The sequence below is a fragment of the Paenibacillus darwinianus genome, assembly GCF_000598065.1.
Taxonomy (GTDB): domain Bacteria; phylum Bacillota; class Bacilli; order Paenibacillales; family Paenibacillaceae; genus Paenibacillus_I; species Paenibacillus_I darwinianus.
In genome coordinates this window covers 1-15298 of sequence record NZ_KK082180.1, presented here as the reverse complement: position 1 = coordinate 15298, position 15298 = coordinate 1, and the positions used below count along the sequence as shown (strand labels likewise).

The window sequence follows — 15298 nt, the reverse complement described above, 5'->3', positions numbered from 1 at the left end:
TAAACAGCCGGCCGTCGTCGCTCCTGTCGAAACGCCAAAGCAAAGCGCGTCTGTAAACCGCAGCCGTAATAAATTGGAGAGTACCGCAAATTCCGGCAACGAGCAGGGCGAAAATTAATATAGTTGAAAAAAGCAGAGGAAAAGCAGAGCCGTGGAGCTCTGCTTTTTTCGTGCTGTTAAACGCCTTCTTCGTCTCAAGCTGGCCTTGATCAACGTGGATAAGGCAACGCTCCCAGGTCGAAGTAAAACAACTGTTCCAACAAATGAGGTTAAAAGCGAACGATAAATCCACAAGTTCGTTATAACGTTCGTATTTTATACTTATAAGCGGTTGACATCGCTATGTCGGGTTGGTACACTGAAAGAGGCTTTCGCGAAGGGTGCGAAACCACTCGTATAATACCGGGAATATGGCCCGGAAGTTTCTACCCGGGAACCGTTAAATTTTCGGACTACGAGCCATGATAAAGAAACAGGTTGTCCCGCAAGGGGGGCAGCCTTCTGCTGTCTTCATCGTCCTCTTTTCGGCTCGACGCCAGACGATATGACTGTGCGCAGAGGGATGCAATCCCGTTTCTTAACGGCTTGTGTCCCGCTTCGGCCCCGCCTCAACGGCTGCGTGCTGACGGGATTTTTGTATTTATTGGTGGATAAAGCAGCCTTTTAAATGAATGGCTGTGTAACGCTCGGGGCTGAGGCTTGTTAAACGGACGCCAAACGATTAACCGGTAAAAATAGCCGGAAATTCTCCGGTAAATGTTATCTGGAAAAGATGGTTGATGCGTTTAACGGGAAAACCTCCTACTAATTGGTTTGACTTTGGGATAATCGGCGGGAAACGCGTGATTAGTGGGAGGTTTTTCCGCTTAATTGGACGAGAAGTGCTGCAGAGTGTGCAAATAACAGGAGGTTTTCCCGTTAGTTGTGCGCCGGTCGCCGCATCGACAATAAAACCGAGCTCAATTTACAAATAGAAAGCGGGAAATCGACATGACAGCACCGGCAATCGTGGGCGTCATCATGGGAAGCAAGTCGGACTGGGATACGATGAAGTTGGCCTGTGAGGTTCTGGAGGAGTTACAAATTCCGTACGAAAAGAAAGTCGTCTCTGCGCACCGCACGCCGGATCTGATGTTCCAGTATGCGGAGTCGGCAGCCGAACGCGGCCTCAAAGTGATTATCGCCGGAGCCGGCGGAGCCGCGCATTTGCCCGGCATGGTAGCCGCCAAGACGATCCTGCCGGTTATCGGCGTGCCGGTGAAATCGTCTAACCTGAACGGAATCGATTCGCTGCTGTCGATCGTCCAGATGCCGGGCGGCATCCCCGTCGCGACGGTGGCGATCGGCAATGCGGGCGGCACCAACGCCGGTCTGCTGGCGGCCCAAATGATCGGGGCTTTCGACCCCGCCGTCCAGAAGCGCGTACAGGCACGGCGCGAACGGATCGAGCGCGAGGTGCTGGAAAGCAGCGAGACGCTATGAGTGAGCCGAGAACGATTCTGCCCGGCGCTACGATCGGCGTGCTCGGCGGCGGCCAGCTCGGCCGGATGATGGCGCTCGCCGGCAGTGCGATGGGCTACCGGTTCGTGGCGCTCGACCCGGCGGAGGATGCGCCGGCCGGACAGGTCGGCGATCAGATTGTCGCCGACTATGACGACCGCACGGCGGCGCGCGAGCTGGCGCGCCGCTCGGATGTGATCACGTACGAGTTCGAGAACGTCGATGCCGACGTCGCCGCCATGCTGATGAGCGAGTCGTATGTGCCGCAGGGCAGCGAGCTGCTGTATACGACGCAGCATAGGCTGCGCGAGAAGCGGGCGATCGAAGCGGCCGGCGTTCGGGTAGCGCCTTATGCGGAAATCCGCAGCGCGGACGAGCTGCGCGAGGCTGTGCGCCGCTTCGGCCTGCCGTGCGTGCTCAAGACCGCCACCGGCGGCTACGACGGCAAAGGCCAGTGGGTTATTCGCGACGAAGCCGAAATCGCACGCGCCTACGAAACGCTTGGTACCGCCGGAACAGAGCTTGTGCTGGAGCAATTCATCAAGTTCGACAAGGAATTGTCCGTTATTGCGGCCCGCAGTCCGCAGGGTGAGATAAAAGCGTTCCCGGTTGCAGAAAATATCCATGTCGATAATATTCTGCATCTGTCGATCGTGCCGGCAAGAGTGCCGACCGACACGCTCAAGGAGGCGGAGCGGCTCGCCATACGCATCGCCGAAGGGCTTGGCGCGGTCGGTCTGATCGCGGTCGAGCTGTTCTGGTCAGCGTCCGACGGGCTGTACGTGAACGAGCTTGCGCCGCGCCCTCACAACAGCGGCCACTATACAATGGAGGCCTGCCGGACGTCGCAGTTCGAGCAGCACGTGCGCGCCGTCTGCAACCTGCCGCTCGGCGACACGGCGCTGCTGACGCCGGTGGTGATGGTTAACGTGCTCGGCGAGCACGTCGCACCTCTGATCGACCACCTGGCCGACCGCGACAGGGCAGCCCAGGCCGAACAGTTCAACGTCGCGCCGAAGCTTCATCTGTACGGCAAGAGCGAAATCATAAACAAACGGAAAATGGGCCATGTGAACGTGCTCGCATCGGACACCGAAGCGGCGCTGGCCTGGATATCCGAAACGAATATTTGGAGGGTATGAGCCATCATGTTGGAGCGTTACAGCAGACCGGAAATGAGAGCGATATGGACCGAGAAGAACAAGTTCAAGGCTTGGCTTGAAGTGGAGCTTTGCGCATGCGAGGCATGGGCGGAGCTGGGCGTGATCCCGAAGGAGGATGTCGAGGCGCTGCGCAAGTCCGCGAGCTTTGATATCGACCGCATCAACGAGATTGAGCTGGAGACGCGCCATGACGTCATCGCCTTTACGCGCGCGGTATCCGAGACGGTCGGTCCGGAACGCAAATGGGTGCACTACGGCCTGACCTCGACGGACGTCGTGGATACGGCGATGGGCTACCTGCTCCGCCAGGCGAACGAGATTCTGCGCAATGACATCGAGCGGTTCGTCGGCATTCTGCGCGGCCAAGCCGTGGCCTACAAAGATACGCCGATGATGGGCCGCACCCACGGCGTGCACGCGGAGCCGACTACGTTCGGATTGAAGATGGCGCTCTGGTACGAGGAAATGAAGCGCAACCTCGAGCGGTTCGACCATGCGGCCGACGGCGTCCAATACGGCAAAATTTCCGGAGCGGTAGGCACGTACGCCAACATCGATCCGTTCGTCGAGGAGTTCGTCTGCAAGAAGCTCGGCACGAAGCCGGCGCCGATCTCGACGCAGACGCTGCAGCGCGACCGCCATGCCGAATATATGGCGACGCTGGCGCTGATTGCGACGTCGCTGGACAAGTTCGCAACGGAAATCCGCGCTCTGCAGAAGAGCGAGTTCCGCGAAGTCGAGGAGCCTTTTGCCAAAGGCCAAAAAGGATCGTCGGCGATGCCGCACAAACGCAACCCGATCGGCTGCGAGAACATCTCGGGTCTGGCCCGCGTCATTCGCGGCCACATGATTTCGGCTTACGAGAACGTACCGCTCTGGCATGAGCGCGATATCAGCCATTCCTCGGTGGAGCGCATCATTTTGCCCGATGCCACGATGCTGCTGAACTATATGTTGAACCGTCTCGGCAATATTATTCAGAATCTTCAAGTGTTCCCTGAGAACATGAAGCGCAATATGCAACGCACGTACGGCGTGCCGTTCTCCGGCCGCGTGATGACGAAGCTGATTGACAAGGGCTTAAGCCGCGAGCAGGCGTACGATACGGTCCAGCCGCGCGCGATGCAGGCATGGGAGGAGCAACGTCAATTCCGCGACATTATCGAGTCGACTCCGGAAATCACGTCGCGCCTGACCGCCGAAGAGATCGACGATTGCTTCAACCCGGCGTGGCACCTGAAGCACGTCGACACCATTTTCAAGAAACTGGGCCTTATCTAAAAGGGGGAACCGGACGTCATGAACCGGGAAGCGTTGGCTAGTGCGGCACACTTGGTGAAAGCGCCGCTGCTGTATAAAGGTAAGGTGCGCGAGCTGTACGATTTGGGCGAGCATTACCTGATTGTCGTTACCGACCGCATTTCCGCATTCGACTATGTGCTGGAGCCGGCGGTGCCGGAAAAAGGCAATGTGCTCAACCGTTTGAGCACATTCTGGTTCGAGCGTACTGCGGATTTGCAGCCGAACCATGTCGTGCACACGGATGTGTCGAAGCTGGGCGAGCTCGTCACTGACCACGAGGCTTTAAAGGATCGGATCATGGTCACGCGCAAAGCCGAGCGGATCGACATCGAGTGCGTCGTCCGGGGCTATATCACGGGCGGCGGTTGGAGACAATATCAGGCAGGGTCTGAAATCAACGGCATCCCGTTGCCGGCGGGGCTGCGCAAGAACCAGCGGTTCGAGCAGCCGCTTTTTACGCCGGCGGCGAAAAACGACGTCGGCCATGACGAGGACATTCCGTTCGTGCGGATGGCGGATATGGTCGGCGCGGAGCTCGCGGAAGAGCTGCGCGACCGCAGCGTGAAGCTGTATGAGTATGCGCGCGGCTACTGCGAGGAGCGCGGCATTATCCTGGCGGACTGCAAGTTTGAATTCGGCCTGATCGATGGCAAGGTGATTCTGATCGACGAGCTGTTTACGCCGGACTCCTCGCGCTTCTGGGCGAAGGAAAGCTACGAGCTCGACATCGAGATCGACAGCATGGATAAAGAGCCGGTGCGCACGTATTTGGCCGGATCGGACTGGGACAAGAACAGCACGCCCGCTCCGCTGCCGCGCAGCGTCGTCGAAGAAACGACGCGCAGGTATCTCGACATCTACCGCCGCCTGACCGGCGAGAGCTTGTAGATAAGCTCAATTCTAGTAAAGCGCTTGGCGATTGGATCGAATGGATTTGAACGCGGATGAAGCCATGCTGCGGTTCGCGATTACGATAGCTCGACCATTGAACAGGAGGCAGGAACGACGATGAAAGCAACGGTATACGTGACGATCAAGCAGAATGTATTGGATCCCCAGGGCACGGCGGTGCAGGGCGCGCTTCACTCGATGGGCTTCGATGAAGTAGGCAAGGTGCGCATCGGCAAATATTTGGAGCTTCAGCTCGACACGGCGGACCGCGGCGAAGCGGAAACCCGGCTCAAGGCCATGTGCGAAAAGTTGCTGGCCAACACGGTGATCGAAGATTACCGCTTTGAACTGGAGGGCTAAACCGATGAAATTCGCGGTACTCGTTTTTCCCGGCTCCAACTGCGATATCGACTGCTATAAAGCCGTGGAGGACACGATCGGACAGCCGGTCGACTTCGTCTGGCATACGGCGACCGACCTGTCCGCTTACGACTGTATTCTGGTGCCCGGCGGATTCTCCTACGGCGACTATCTGCGCTGCGGCGCGATCGCTCAGTTCACGTCGGTGATGGGCGAGGTGCGGAAGGCTGCAGAAGCGGGCAAGTACGTGCTCGGCATCTGCAACGGCTTCCAGGTGCTGACGGAAGCGGGTCTGCTGCCCGGCGCGCTGCTGCGCAACAGCAACCTGAAATTCCGCTGCCACCCGGCGCTGCTCGAAGTGGTCAACAACGAAACGCCGTTCACGAACCAGTACGCGAAGGGCGAAATCGTCGACATTCCGATCGCGCACGGCGAAGGCAACTATTATTGCGATGAGAAGACGCTGGCCGAGCTGGAAGCAAACAATCAGGTCGTATTCCGCTACAAGGCGGGCACGAACCCGAACGGCTCCGTTAACGACATCGCGGGTATCTGCAATGAGAATGGCAACGTCGTCGGCATGATGCCGCATCCGGAGCGTGCGGTGGATCAACTGCTCGGTTCGGAGGACGGCAAGCGAATGTTCACATCGATTTTGAACGCATGGAGGGGAAAGCATGGCGCAGCAGTTAACGGCTAAGGAACCGACGGCGGAGCAGATTGCGGATCAGAAAATTTACACGCAATTCGGCGTAACCGATTATGAATATGAGCTCATCTGCGGATTTCTCGGCCGCAAGCCTAATTATACCGAGATCGGCGTGTTCAGCGTCATGTGGTCGGAGCACTGCTCCTACAAGAACTCCAAGCCGGTCCTTCGCAAGTTTCCGGTCACCGGACCGCGCGTCCTGATGGGGCCGGGCGAAGGCGCGGGCATCGTCGACATCGGCGACAACCAGGCGGTCGTGTTCAAAATCGAATCGCATAACCATCCTTCCGCGGTCGAGCCGTACCAGGGCGCCGCGACGGGCGTGGGCGGCATTATCCGTGACATTTTCTCGATGGGCGCACGTCCTGTGGCCCTGCTGAACTCGCTGCGCTTCGGCAAGCTTGAGAACGCGCGCGTCAAATATTTGTTCGAGCACGTCGTCAGCGGCATCGCCGGCTACGGCAATTGCATCGGCATTCCGACCGTCGCGGGCGAAGTCATGTTCGACGAGAGCTACGAGGGCAACCCGCTCGTTAACGCGATGTGCGTCGGCCTGATCGATCACGATAAAATCCAGCGGGGCGTCGCCAAAGGCGTCGGCAACCCTGTTTTCTACGCCGGACCGGCCACCGGCCGCGACGGCATTCATGGCGCCACATTCGCATCGGTCGAACTGTCCGAGGAATCCGAGGAGAAGCGCACGGCCGTTCAGGTAGGCGATCCGTTCATGGAAAAGCTGGTGATGGAAGCCTGCCTCGAGCTGATCAACAGCGGCATCGTGCTCGGCATCCAGGATATGGGCGCAGCGGGCTTGACCTGCTCCAGCGCCGAGATGGCCGCCAAAGCGGGCAACGGACTGGAGTTGTACCTGGACGAGGTGCCGCAGCGCGAAGAGGGGATGACGCCTTACGAGATGATGCTGTCGGAGTCGCAGGAGCGGATGCTGTTCGTCGTCGAGCCGAAGCACGAAGCGCAGGCGAAGGAGATTTTCGAGCGTTGGGGCATCATCTGCGCGAAGGTCGGCAAAGTAACGGACGACGGCCGTCTGCGGTTGTTCCATAAAGGCGAGCAGGTCGGCGATATGCCGGTAAAAGCGCTCGTCGACGAGTGTCCGATTTACAACAAACCGTCACGGGAGCCGGCTTACTATGCGGAGAATGCGGCGATCGACACGTCCGCTTACCCGGAAGTGACCGATCTGAACGACGCGCTTCGCAAGGTGCTGGCGTCGCCGACAGTGGCCAGCAAGGAATGGGTTTACAACCAATATGACTACATGGTCCGCACCAGCACGGCCGTACAGCCCGGCTCGGACGCGGCGGTCGTGGCGATTCGCGGCACGCGCAAGGGCCTGGCGATGACGACCGATTGCAACGGCCGTTACGTTTACCTGGACCCGGAGATGGGCGGACGGATCGCGGTCGCGGAAGCGGCGCGCAACATCGTGTGCTCGGGCGCGGAACCGCTCGCCATTACGGACAACCTGAACTTCGGCAACCCGGAGAAGCCGGAGGTGTTCTGGCAGATTGAGAAATCGGTCGACGGCATGGCGGAAGCGTGCCGCGTGTTGGATACCCCGGTCATCGGGGGCAACGTAAGTCTGTACAATGAAAACGCCAAGGGCGCCATTTACCCGACGCCGGTTGTCGGCATGGTCGGCCTCGTACACGATACGGATCATATCACGACGCAGGGCTTCAAAGCAGCTGGCGACATCATCATTCTCATCGGCGAGACGAAAGCCGAGCTCGGCGGCAGCGAGCTGCAATACGCCGTGCACGGCAAGACGGAAGGCCGTCCGCCGGCGCTCGATCTGGACCTGGAGAAGCGGGTGCTGGACGGCGTGTTCGGCGCCATTCAGAAGGGGCTTGTCGCGTCGGCGCATGACCTGTCCGAAGGCGGCATCGCCGTGGCGCTGGCCGAATCCTGCATCAGCGGCGGCGTCGGCGCGACCGTGAACATCACGTCCGGTCTGCGCCCCGATATCGCGCTGTTCAGCGAATCGCAATCGCGCATTCTGCTCTCCGTCAAGCCCGAGAAGGCTGCGGATCTCAAGCAATGGCTCGCGAACCAAGGCGTCACGCACACGGAAATCGGCACGGTGGGCGGACGCAACCTGAACGTTACCGTCAATGGCGGTAACGGCATCCAATCGCCGGTCGAACAACTGGAGCAGGTTTGGAAGGATGCGATTCCATGTCTGATGAAGTGAAACAGCTGTCCATGCTGTGGACCGAGCGCGGCGGCCATTACAATGAAGGCCTCGGACGTGACGACATTTTCGATAAATTGAAGGAGGAGTGCGGCGTGTTCGGGGTGTTCGGCATCCCGGATGCGGCTTCGCTTTCCTATTACGGGCTGCATGCGCTGCAGCACCGCGGCGAAGAAAGCTGCGGCATCTGTACCGTCGATTCGGCGCAGGACGGGCTGTTCAATTATCACCGCGGTTTGGGACTGGTCAAAGAGGTTTTCGGGAAGGACACGCTGGACGTCTTGGCCGGAGACCGTTCGATCGGCCATGTGCGCTACTCGACGGCTGGCGGCGGCGGTCTCGCCAATGCGCAGCCGCTTGTGTTCAAATACCGGGACGGCGATCTGGCGGTCGCAACGAACGGCAACATCGTCAACGCGCCTGAGATCCGTCGGGAGCTCGAGTCACAGGGCTCGATTTTCCAGACGACGAGCGACACCGAGGTTATCGCACATTTGATCGCGCGCTCGCCGAAGGATTTCGTCAGCGCGGCGCGGGATGCGCTGCAGCGGTTGATCGGCGGCTTCGCCTTTCTGCTGATGACCAACGACAAGCTGCTCGTGGCCTCCGACCCGCACGGGTTGCGGCCGCTCGTTATGGGGCGGCTGGGCGGCGGCTATGCCTTCGCGTCGGAGACCTGCGCGCTGGAGACGATCGGCGCGGAGTACGAGCGCGACATTCAGCCGGGCGAGCTGCTCGTGCTGGGCGCCGACGGCATGCGCGTCGAACGCTACGCGCCGCTCGAGCGCCGTGCGACCTGTGCGATGGAATACATTTATTTCGCCCGTCCGGACAGTGACATTAACGGCACGAATCTGCACGCCGCCCGCAAGCGGATGGGCAGTCGGCTGGCGCTGGAATCGTTCGTGGACGCTGATCTCGTGACTGGCGTGCCGGATTCGAGCATTTCGGCCGCGATCGGCTATGCCGAGCAGACCGGGATCCCTTACGAGCTCGGCCTCATCAAAAACAAATACACGGGCCGCACGTTCATTCAGCCTTCCCAGGAGCTGCGCGAGAAGGGCGTCAAGATGAAGCTCAGCGCCGTCCGCAAGGTTGTGGAGGGGAAGCGGGTCGTCATGATTGACGATTCGATCGTGCGCGGCACAACGTCGCGGAGGATCGTCAATCTGCTGCGGGAAGCCGGCGCCACCGAGGTGCATGTGAAAATCACCTCACCGCCGTTCGCGAACCCTTGCTATTACGGCATCGATACGCCGGACCGCAAGGAGCTGATCGCTTCTTCCCGGACGGTCGAGGAGATCCGTCAGGCGATCAACGCCGACTCGTTGTCGTTTCTGAGCAACGAGGGGCTGATCGAAGCGGTCGGCGGCAACAACGGTGAGTCCAACCGCGGGCTGTGCATGGCGTGCTTCGATAACGACTATCCGACTCCGGTCAATTTGACGGCGGAGAAAAGCTGCAGCTGTTAGCGTGCAGGGGAAGACACGGTTAGCAGCCGGTTACGGCGTGCAACGGAGTATGCATAAGAAACAAGGATAGATTAACGACTGGCAAGGCAAGGCAAGGATAGGATAGGATTTCGCAAGGATTGGCATACCAAATTGTTGGGAGTGACCCTGGTGTCAGAAGCGTACAAACAGGCAGGCGTCGATATCGCGGCGGGCAATGAAGCGGTAGAGCGGATGAAAAAGCACGTCAAGCGCACGTTCCGTCCGGAGGTATTGACCGATCTTGGCGGGTTCGGCGCACTGTTCGGCTTGAACAAGGACAAATACGAGGAGCCGGTATTGGTGTCCGGCACCGACGGCGTGGGTACGAAGCTGAAGCTTGCTTTTGCGATGGACAAGCATGACACCATCGGCATCGACGCCGTGGCGATGTGCGTGAACGACATCGTGGTTCAGGGCGCGGAGCCGCTGTTCTTCCTCGATTACCTCGCCTGCGGCAAGGTTGTGCCGGAGCGGATCGAGCAGATCGTCAAAGGCATCGCCGACGGCTGCCAGGAGTCCGGCTGCTCTCTGATTGGCGGAGAGACGGCGGAAATGCCGGGCATGTACGAATCCGACGAATATGATATCGCAGGCTTCACAGTCGGCATCGTCGACAAGAAAAAAATCATCGACGGCTCGCAGATTGCGCCGGGCGATGCGGTGATCGGCCTGGCGTCGAGCGGCGTGCACAGCAACGGCTTTTCGCTGGTGCGGCGATTGCTGCTGGAGCAAAGCGGCTATTCACTGCAGGATACGCTGCCGGAGCTGAACGGCGCCAAGCTGGGCGACGTGCTGCTGGAGCCCACAAAGTTGTATGTGAAGCCGGCCTTGAAGCTGATTGACCGCGTGCAGGTCAAAGGGATGGCGCATATTACGGGCGGCGGATTTATCGAGAACATTCCGCGCATGCTGCCGGATGGCGTCAACGTCGAGATCGATTACGGCTCGTGGCCGATTCTGCCGATCTTCAAGCTGATGCAAGACAAGGGCGGCATTGCGAACCGCGATATGTTTACGACCTTTAACATGGGCGTCGGCCTCGTGGCGGTTGTATCCGAGGAGCAGGCACAGCAGGCGCTGGACGTGCTGGATGATCTTGGCGTCGCTGCTTACCGGATTGGACGGGTCACAGAAGGCGCCCGCATTGTCACTTTTACGGGAGCGGACGTGTAATGAAGAAGCTTAAAATCGCCGTATTCGCGTCGGGCCAGGGGACCAATTTTCAAGCATTGGCCGATGCGGCGGCGGATGGAAGGCTCGATGTCGACATCGAGCTTTTGGTTTGCGACAAAGCGGCGGCTCCCGTCGTGGCGCGGGCGGAGCAAGCCGGCGTCGACGTTTATGTGTTTACGCCGAAGGCATATCCGTCGAGGGAGGCGTACGAAACGGAAATACTGGCTGAGCTGCAGCGGCGCGGCGTGGAACTGATCGTGTTGGCGGGTTATATGCGGATTATTACGCAGGTGCTCGTCGAGCCGTTCTACGGACGGATGATCAACGTGCATCCTGCGCTGCTGCCGGCTTTTCCGGGCGTGAATGGCATTCGGCAGGCGCTGGATTACGGCGTCAAAGTAACCGGCGTTACGGTCCATTACGTGGACGGCGGCATGGACAGCGGACCTATTATTGCGCAGCGTGCGGTGGAAGTGCTCGACGGAGATTCGGAGGAGGCTTTGCGCGCACGGGTGCACAAGGTCGAGCGCGAACTGCTTCCATGGGTCATAGCGCAAATTGCGTCGGGCCGGGTCGAACTCAACGGGCGACAGGTTACGGTAGCGGCAGAGGCTATGCGCAGCGAGGGTTAATTATTTTATTTGGGAGGCAATGATTGTGGCTATTCGCAGAGCATTGATCAGTGTATCGGACAAGACGGGCATCGTCGATTTTGCGCGCGAGCTCGCTGCACGGGGCGTTGAAATCATTTCCACGGGCGGTACGGCGGTCCTGCTGGAGAAGGAAGGGATCCCGGTTGTCGGCATTTCCGATGTTACGGGCTTCCCGGAATGTCTGGACGGACGTGTCAAAACGCTCCATCCGGCGGTGCACGCCGGCCTGCTGGCGATCCGCGACAACGAGGAGCACCGGCAGAAAATGGAGGAGCTTGACCTGGACTACATCGACCTGGTTGTCGTGAACCTGTACCCGTTCAAGCAGACGATCGCGAAGCCGGACGTATCGTACGAGGATGCCATCGAGAACATCGATATCGGCGGTCCGACCATGCTGCGCTCCGCAGCGAAGAACCATGCGTTCGTAACGGTTGTCGTCGATGCCGCCGATTACGCCGGTATTCTGGAGGAAGTGAAGGTCGGCGGAGACACCACCCTCGATACGCGCAAAAAGCTGGCGGCGAAGGTGTTTCGGCACACCGGCGCCTACGATGCCCTGATCGGCGAATATCTGTCGAAGCTGCAAGGCGAAGCGCTGCCCGAATCCTATACAGTTACTTATGAGAAAGTGCAGGATCTGCGCTACGGCGAGAATCCGCACCAGAAGGCGGCCTTTTACGCGAAACCACTCGCGGGAGCCGGCAGCATTACGACTGCCGTGCAGTTGCATGGCAAGGAGCTGTCGTACAACAACATCAATGACGCGAACGCGGCGCTTGCAATCGTGAAGGAGTTCGACGAGCCGGCGGTCGTTGCGGTGAAGCATATGAACCCATGCGGCGTCGGAATCGGAGCGGACGTTCACGAGGCTTATCAAAAAGCTTACGCCGCCGACCCTACCTCGATTTTTGGCGGCATCGTGGCGGCCAACCGGGCGATCGGCGTCGAGACGGCCGAGCTGCTGAACGAGATTTTCCTCGAAATCGTCATTGCCCCGGAATTCACACCGGCCGCGCTTGAGGTGCTGACGAAAAAGAAAAATATCCGTCTGATGAAGCTCGGCGAGCTGGCTGCAGCCAAGGAGCGAAAGCCGGAATGGCTCGTCACTTCGGTGGAAGGCGGCATGCTCGTACAGGAGAGCGACGTGCATACGCTGACCGAAGCCGATCTGAAGATCGTAACCGAGCGCCGGCCTACTGCGGAGGAGCTTAAGCAGCTTTTGTTTGCATGGAAGGTCGTGAAGCATGTGAAGTCCAATGCGATTCTGCTCGCTTCGGACAACATGACGGTCGGTGTCGGCGCCGGTCAAATGAACCGCGTCGGTGCGGCCCGCATCGCAATCGAGCAAGCGGGCGACAAGGCGCGCGGCGCGGTGCTGGCGTCCGATGCGTTTTTCCCGATGGGGGATACGCTGGAGCTTGCGGCCAAAGCCGGCATTAAGGCGGTCATTCAGCCGGGCGGTTCGATCAAGGACGAGGAGTCGATCGCGGTCGCAAATGCCAACGGCATCGCGATGGTGATGACGGGCGTGCGTCACTTTAAGCACTGATCGGCTTGCTGCATGGGGTCAATGTTTGGGATGAGGCTGAGCGCCGACTCGGTTCATATTTCGATCAGGGGCAGGAAATCGCTTTAGGGGGGCATCGTTGTGAAGATCATGGTCATCGGCGGCGGCGGGCGGGAGCACGCCATCGTCTGGGCGCTCAAGAAGAGCGAAAAGGTAAGCAAGCTGTACTGCGCGCCGGGCAACTCCGGCATCGCCCAGCTTGCAGAATGCGTGCCGATACCGGTTAACCGGTTCGCCGATTTGATTCAATTCGCGCGCGATCATGCGATCGATCTGGTTTTTGTCGGGCCGGACGATCCGCTGGCCGCAGGCATTGTGGATGCGTTCGAGGAAGCGGGCATTCCGATTTTTGGACCGCGCAAGAACGCGGCGGAAATCGAAGGCAGCAAAATTTTCATGAAAGAGCTGCTGAGGAAATACGCGATTCCGACGGCCGCTTACGAAACGTTCACCGACTATGAAGCGGCACTGTCTTATTTGCGGTCGCAATCGCTGCCGATTGTCGTGAAGGCGGACGGTCTCGCTGCCGGCAAAGGCGTCACCGTGGCCCGCACGCTGGAGGAAGCGGAAGAGGCGCTGCGCGGCATGATGGTGGACAAGGTGTTTGGGGAGTCGGGGACACAGGTGGTGATCGAGGAGTTCCTCGAAGGCCAGGAAATGTCCATTCTCGCGTTCGTCGACGGCGAGACGGTGCGGCCGATGGTGCCGGCACAGGATCACAAGCCGGTGTTCGACAACGACGAGGGACCGAACACGGGCGGTATGGGTACATACACGCCGCTGCCGCATATCGATCCGGCTTTGGTGCAGGATGCGATTGACAATATTATCGTTCCGACCGCCAAGGCGATGGTGAGCGAGGGGCGTCCGTTCCGCGGTGTGCTTTTTGCCGGTCTCATGATAACCGCAGGCGGCGTCAAAACAATCGAGTTCAACGCGCGCATGGGAGACCCGGAGACGCAGGTGGTGCTGCCGCGCTTGAAAACCGATTTGGTCGATATTATTTTGGCGGCGGTTAACGGACGGCTCGACCAGCTAGAAATTGAGTGGAGCGACGAAGCGGCGGTTTGCGTCATCCTCGCATCGGAGGGCTATCCCGCAGCTTATCCGAAAGGCCGCGTCATCAGCGGCTTGAAGGACGCCGAGGCGGCCGGCGCATTGATCTTCCATGCGGGAACCTCCGAGGAGAACGGCGAGTTCGTAACGAGCGGCGGGCGGGTACTGGGTGTCGTCGGCCGGGGTCGAGACATTGACGAAGCGCGTGCGCGGGCGTACGAAGCGGCGGGCATGATCTCGTTCGAAGGTGTGCACTATCGTTCCGATATTGCAGCCAAGGCGCTTAAAGGCTGAAAGCTTTTTGCATAAAGTAAATATCGCTGCGTGAGGAACACGCCGCTTGATCCCTGGGGGATTGGGCGGCGTTTTTGTATGGTTTAAACTATTGCGGTTGCGAGGAGTGATGTTATGTTTGAAACCGAAGTTGAGATGTTTGTTCAGGAACAACGCCGATCGGCGAAAGGCCAGCGGCTCGAGCAGTTGAACCGGGATTTAATCGCGGAGCGCAAAATGCTGGGGACAATACTGCGGCCGGTTTTCGGTTCCTTTGATGGCATGATCATGGAATACGAGTTAGTAAGTATGTCGGGTGTGCGGATCTACATAGACGTGTTTTACCAACCGCTTAGTTTGGGGTTCGAAAGCGAGGGGTTTGTCGTACATGCCGAGAATATAACGCGTGACCGTTTTAATTTTGAGAAAATGCGGCAGCGCACGCTCGCACTCTATGATTGCAAGTATGTCCCGTTCAGTTGGGATGAGCTCGACAAGAAGCCGGAACTTTGCCGACGCGCGGTGTATGAACTGCTGGGACGGTATGGAGCGGCGGCAGGCAGTACAAGCGAACCATTACCGGTATACGAACGGGAACTGCTTCGTTACGCTTTGCGATTAAACAGACCCTTCAAGTTCGGAGATGTCAGTATGTGCCTGCAAGCCGGCGAACGGGTAAGCCGCCGCGTATTGCGCAGCTTATTGGAAAAGGACATGATCAGACCGAATGGTACCAGCATACAACGCCACCATAGCTATATACTCACCGATAAAGCCAGGCACTTCTATATGGATACCAATTCGCATTCACACGGAGGAACTCCGAAAGAGCGCAGATAAGCGACATTTTGCAGGTTACAGGGTGGCGGAAGGCGGAAGGTGCGCGGATAAGCGACATTTTGCAGGTTGCAGGGTGGCGGAAGGCGGAAGGTGTGCGGATAAG

At 59.0% G+C, this 15298-nt stretch carries 13 protein-coding genes and 1 riboswitch; all 13 genes read left to right on the top strand.

Features of this window, described 5'->3' with window-relative positions:
- Positions 1 to 372: 372 nt before the first annotated feature.
- A riboswitch (purine riboswitch) is annotated at positions 373 to 475 on the top strand.
- 515 nt (positions 476 to 990) lie between these two features.
- The 13 genes from purE (at position 991) to BG52_RS11095 (ending at position 15195) form a co-directional block, all read left to right on the top strand.
- Positions 991 to 1482, top strand: a complete 492-nt coding sequence (gene purE, locus BG52_RS11155; RefSeq protein ID WP_036584990.1) for a 5-(carboxyamino)imidazole ribonucleotide mutase — start codon at positions 991 to 993, stop codon at positions 1480 to 1482.
- A complete protein-coding gene (gene purK, locus BG52_RS11150) occupies positions 1479 to 2642 on the top strand; it encodes a 5-(carboxyamino)imidazole ribonucleotide synthase (RefSeq protein WP_036584992.1) in 1164 nt (387 codons plus the stop codon). Before purE ends, purK begins: the two co-directional genes overlap by 4 nt.
- Positions 2643 to 2648: 6 nt before the next feature.
- Positions 2649 to 3944, top strand: coding sequence for an adenylosuccinate lyase (gene purB, locus BG52_RS11145; protein ID WP_036584994.1), 1296 nt, complete (start codon positions 2649 to 2651; stop codon positions 3942 to 3944).
- Positions 3945 to 3962: 18 nt separating this feature from the next.
- Positions 3963 to 4853 (top strand): phosphoribosylaminoimidazolesuccinocarboxamide synthase, encoded by an 891-nt coding sequence (locus BG52_RS11140; RefSeq protein WP_036584996.1) that lies wholly within the window; start codon positions 3963 to 3965, stop codon positions 4851 to 4853.
- A gap of 120 nt (positions 4854 to 4973) precedes the next feature.
- Complete coding sequence (gene purS, locus BG52_RS11135) at positions 4974 to 5216, top strand: phosphoribosylformylglycinamidine synthase subunit PurS (protein ID WP_036584998.1); 243 nt, start codon at positions 4974 to 4976, stop codon at positions 5214 to 5216.
- Between the two features lie 4 nt (positions 5217 to 5220).
- Positions 5221 to 5916, top strand: coding sequence for a phosphoribosylformylglycinamidine synthase subunit PurQ (purQ, locus tag BG52_RS11130; protein ID WP_036585000.1), 696 nt, complete (start codon positions 5221 to 5223; stop codon positions 5914 to 5916).
- Positions 5894 to 8137 carry a phosphoribosylformylglycinamidine synthase subunit PurL gene (gene purL, locus BG52_RS11125; RefSeq protein ID WP_036585009.1) on the top strand — a complete coding sequence of 748 codons (2244 nt, stop codon included), beginning with the start codon at positions 5894 to 5896 and terminating at the stop codon, positions 8135 to 8137. Before purQ ends, purL begins: the two co-directional genes overlap by 23 nt.
- Positions 8122 to 9609 carry an amidophosphoribosyltransferase gene (gene purF, locus BG52_RS11120; protein ID WP_036585011.1) on the top strand — a complete coding sequence of 496 codons (1488 nt, stop codon included), beginning with the start codon at positions 8122 to 8124 and terminating at the stop codon, positions 9607 to 9609. The genes purL and purF overlap by 16 nt, the downstream gene beginning before the upstream one ends.
- Before the next feature lie 150 nt (positions 9610 to 9759).
- Positions 9760 to 10803, top strand: a complete 1044-nt coding sequence (purM, locus tag BG52_RS11115; RefSeq protein ID WP_036585014.1) for a phosphoribosylformylglycinamidine cyclo-ligase — start codon at positions 9760 to 9762, stop codon at positions 10801 to 10803.
- Positions 10803 to 11435: a phosphoribosylglycinamide formyltransferase gene (gene purN, locus BG52_RS11110; protein ID WP_036585016.1), complete on the top strand. Its 633-nt coding sequence runs from the start codon at positions 10803 to 10805 to the stop codon at positions 11433 to 11435. The genes purM and purN overlap by 1 nt, the downstream gene beginning before the upstream one ends.
- A gap of 25 nt (positions 11436 to 11460) precedes the next feature.
- A complete protein-coding gene (gene purH / locus BG52_RS11105) occupies positions 11461 to 13008 on the top strand; it encodes a bifunctional phosphoribosylaminoimidazolecarboxamide formyltransferase/IMP cyclohydrolase (RefSeq protein ID WP_036585019.1) in 1548 nt (515 codons plus the stop codon).
- A gap of 99 nt (positions 13009 to 13107) precedes the next feature.
- Positions 13108 to 14376, top strand: a complete 1269-nt coding sequence (gene purD / locus BG52_RS11100; RefSeq protein WP_036585017.1) for a phosphoribosylamine--glycine ligase — start codon at positions 13108 to 13110, stop codon at positions 14374 to 14376.
- 114 nt (positions 14377 to 14490) lie between these two features.
- Complete coding sequence (locus tag BG52_RS11095) at positions 14491 to 15195, top strand: hypothetical protein (RefSeq protein ID WP_036585018.1); 705 nt, start codon at positions 14491 to 14493, stop codon at positions 15193 to 15195.
- Positions 15196 to 15298: the final 103 nt, after the last annotated feature.

Bases quoted from the DNA above. Each gene is read 5' to 3' on its own strand.
- purE (WP_036584990.1), top strand. From the start codon at position 991: ATGACAGCACCGGCAATCGTGGGCGTCATCATGGGAAGCAAGTCGGAC.
- purK (WP_036584992.1), top strand. From the start codon at position 1,479: ATGAGTGAGCCGAGAACGATTCTGCCCGGCGCTACGATCGGCGTGCTC.
- purL (WP_036585009.1), top strand. From the start codon at position 5,894: ATGGCGCAGCAGTTAACGGCTAAGGAACCGACGGCGGAGCAGATTGCG.
- BG52_RS11095 (WP_036585018.1), top strand. From the start codon at position 14,491: ATGTTTGAAACCGAAGTTGAGATGTTTGTTCAGGAACAACGCCGATCG.
- purB (WP_036584994.1), top strand. From the start codon at position 2,649: ATGTTGGAGCGTTACAGCAGACCGGAAATGAGAGCGATATGGACCGAG.
- purS (WP_036584998.1), top strand. From the start codon at position 4,974: ATGAAAGCAACGGTATACGTGACGATCAAGCAGAATGTATTGGATCCC.
- BG52_RS11140 (WP_036584996.1), top strand. From the start codon at position 3,963: ATGAACCGGGAAGCGTTGGCTAGTGCGGCACACTTGGTGAAAGCGCCG.
- purN (WP_036585016.1), top strand. From the start codon at position 10,803: ATGAAGAAGCTTAAAATCGCCGTATTCGCGTCGGGCCAGGGGACCAAT.
- purF (WP_036585011.1), top strand. From the start codon at position 8,122: ATGTCTGATGAAGTGAAACAGCTGTCCATGCTGTGGACCGAGCGCGGC.
- purQ (WP_036585000.1), top strand. From the start codon at position 5,221: ATGAAATTCGCGGTACTCGTTTTTCCCGGCTCCAACTGCGATATCGAC.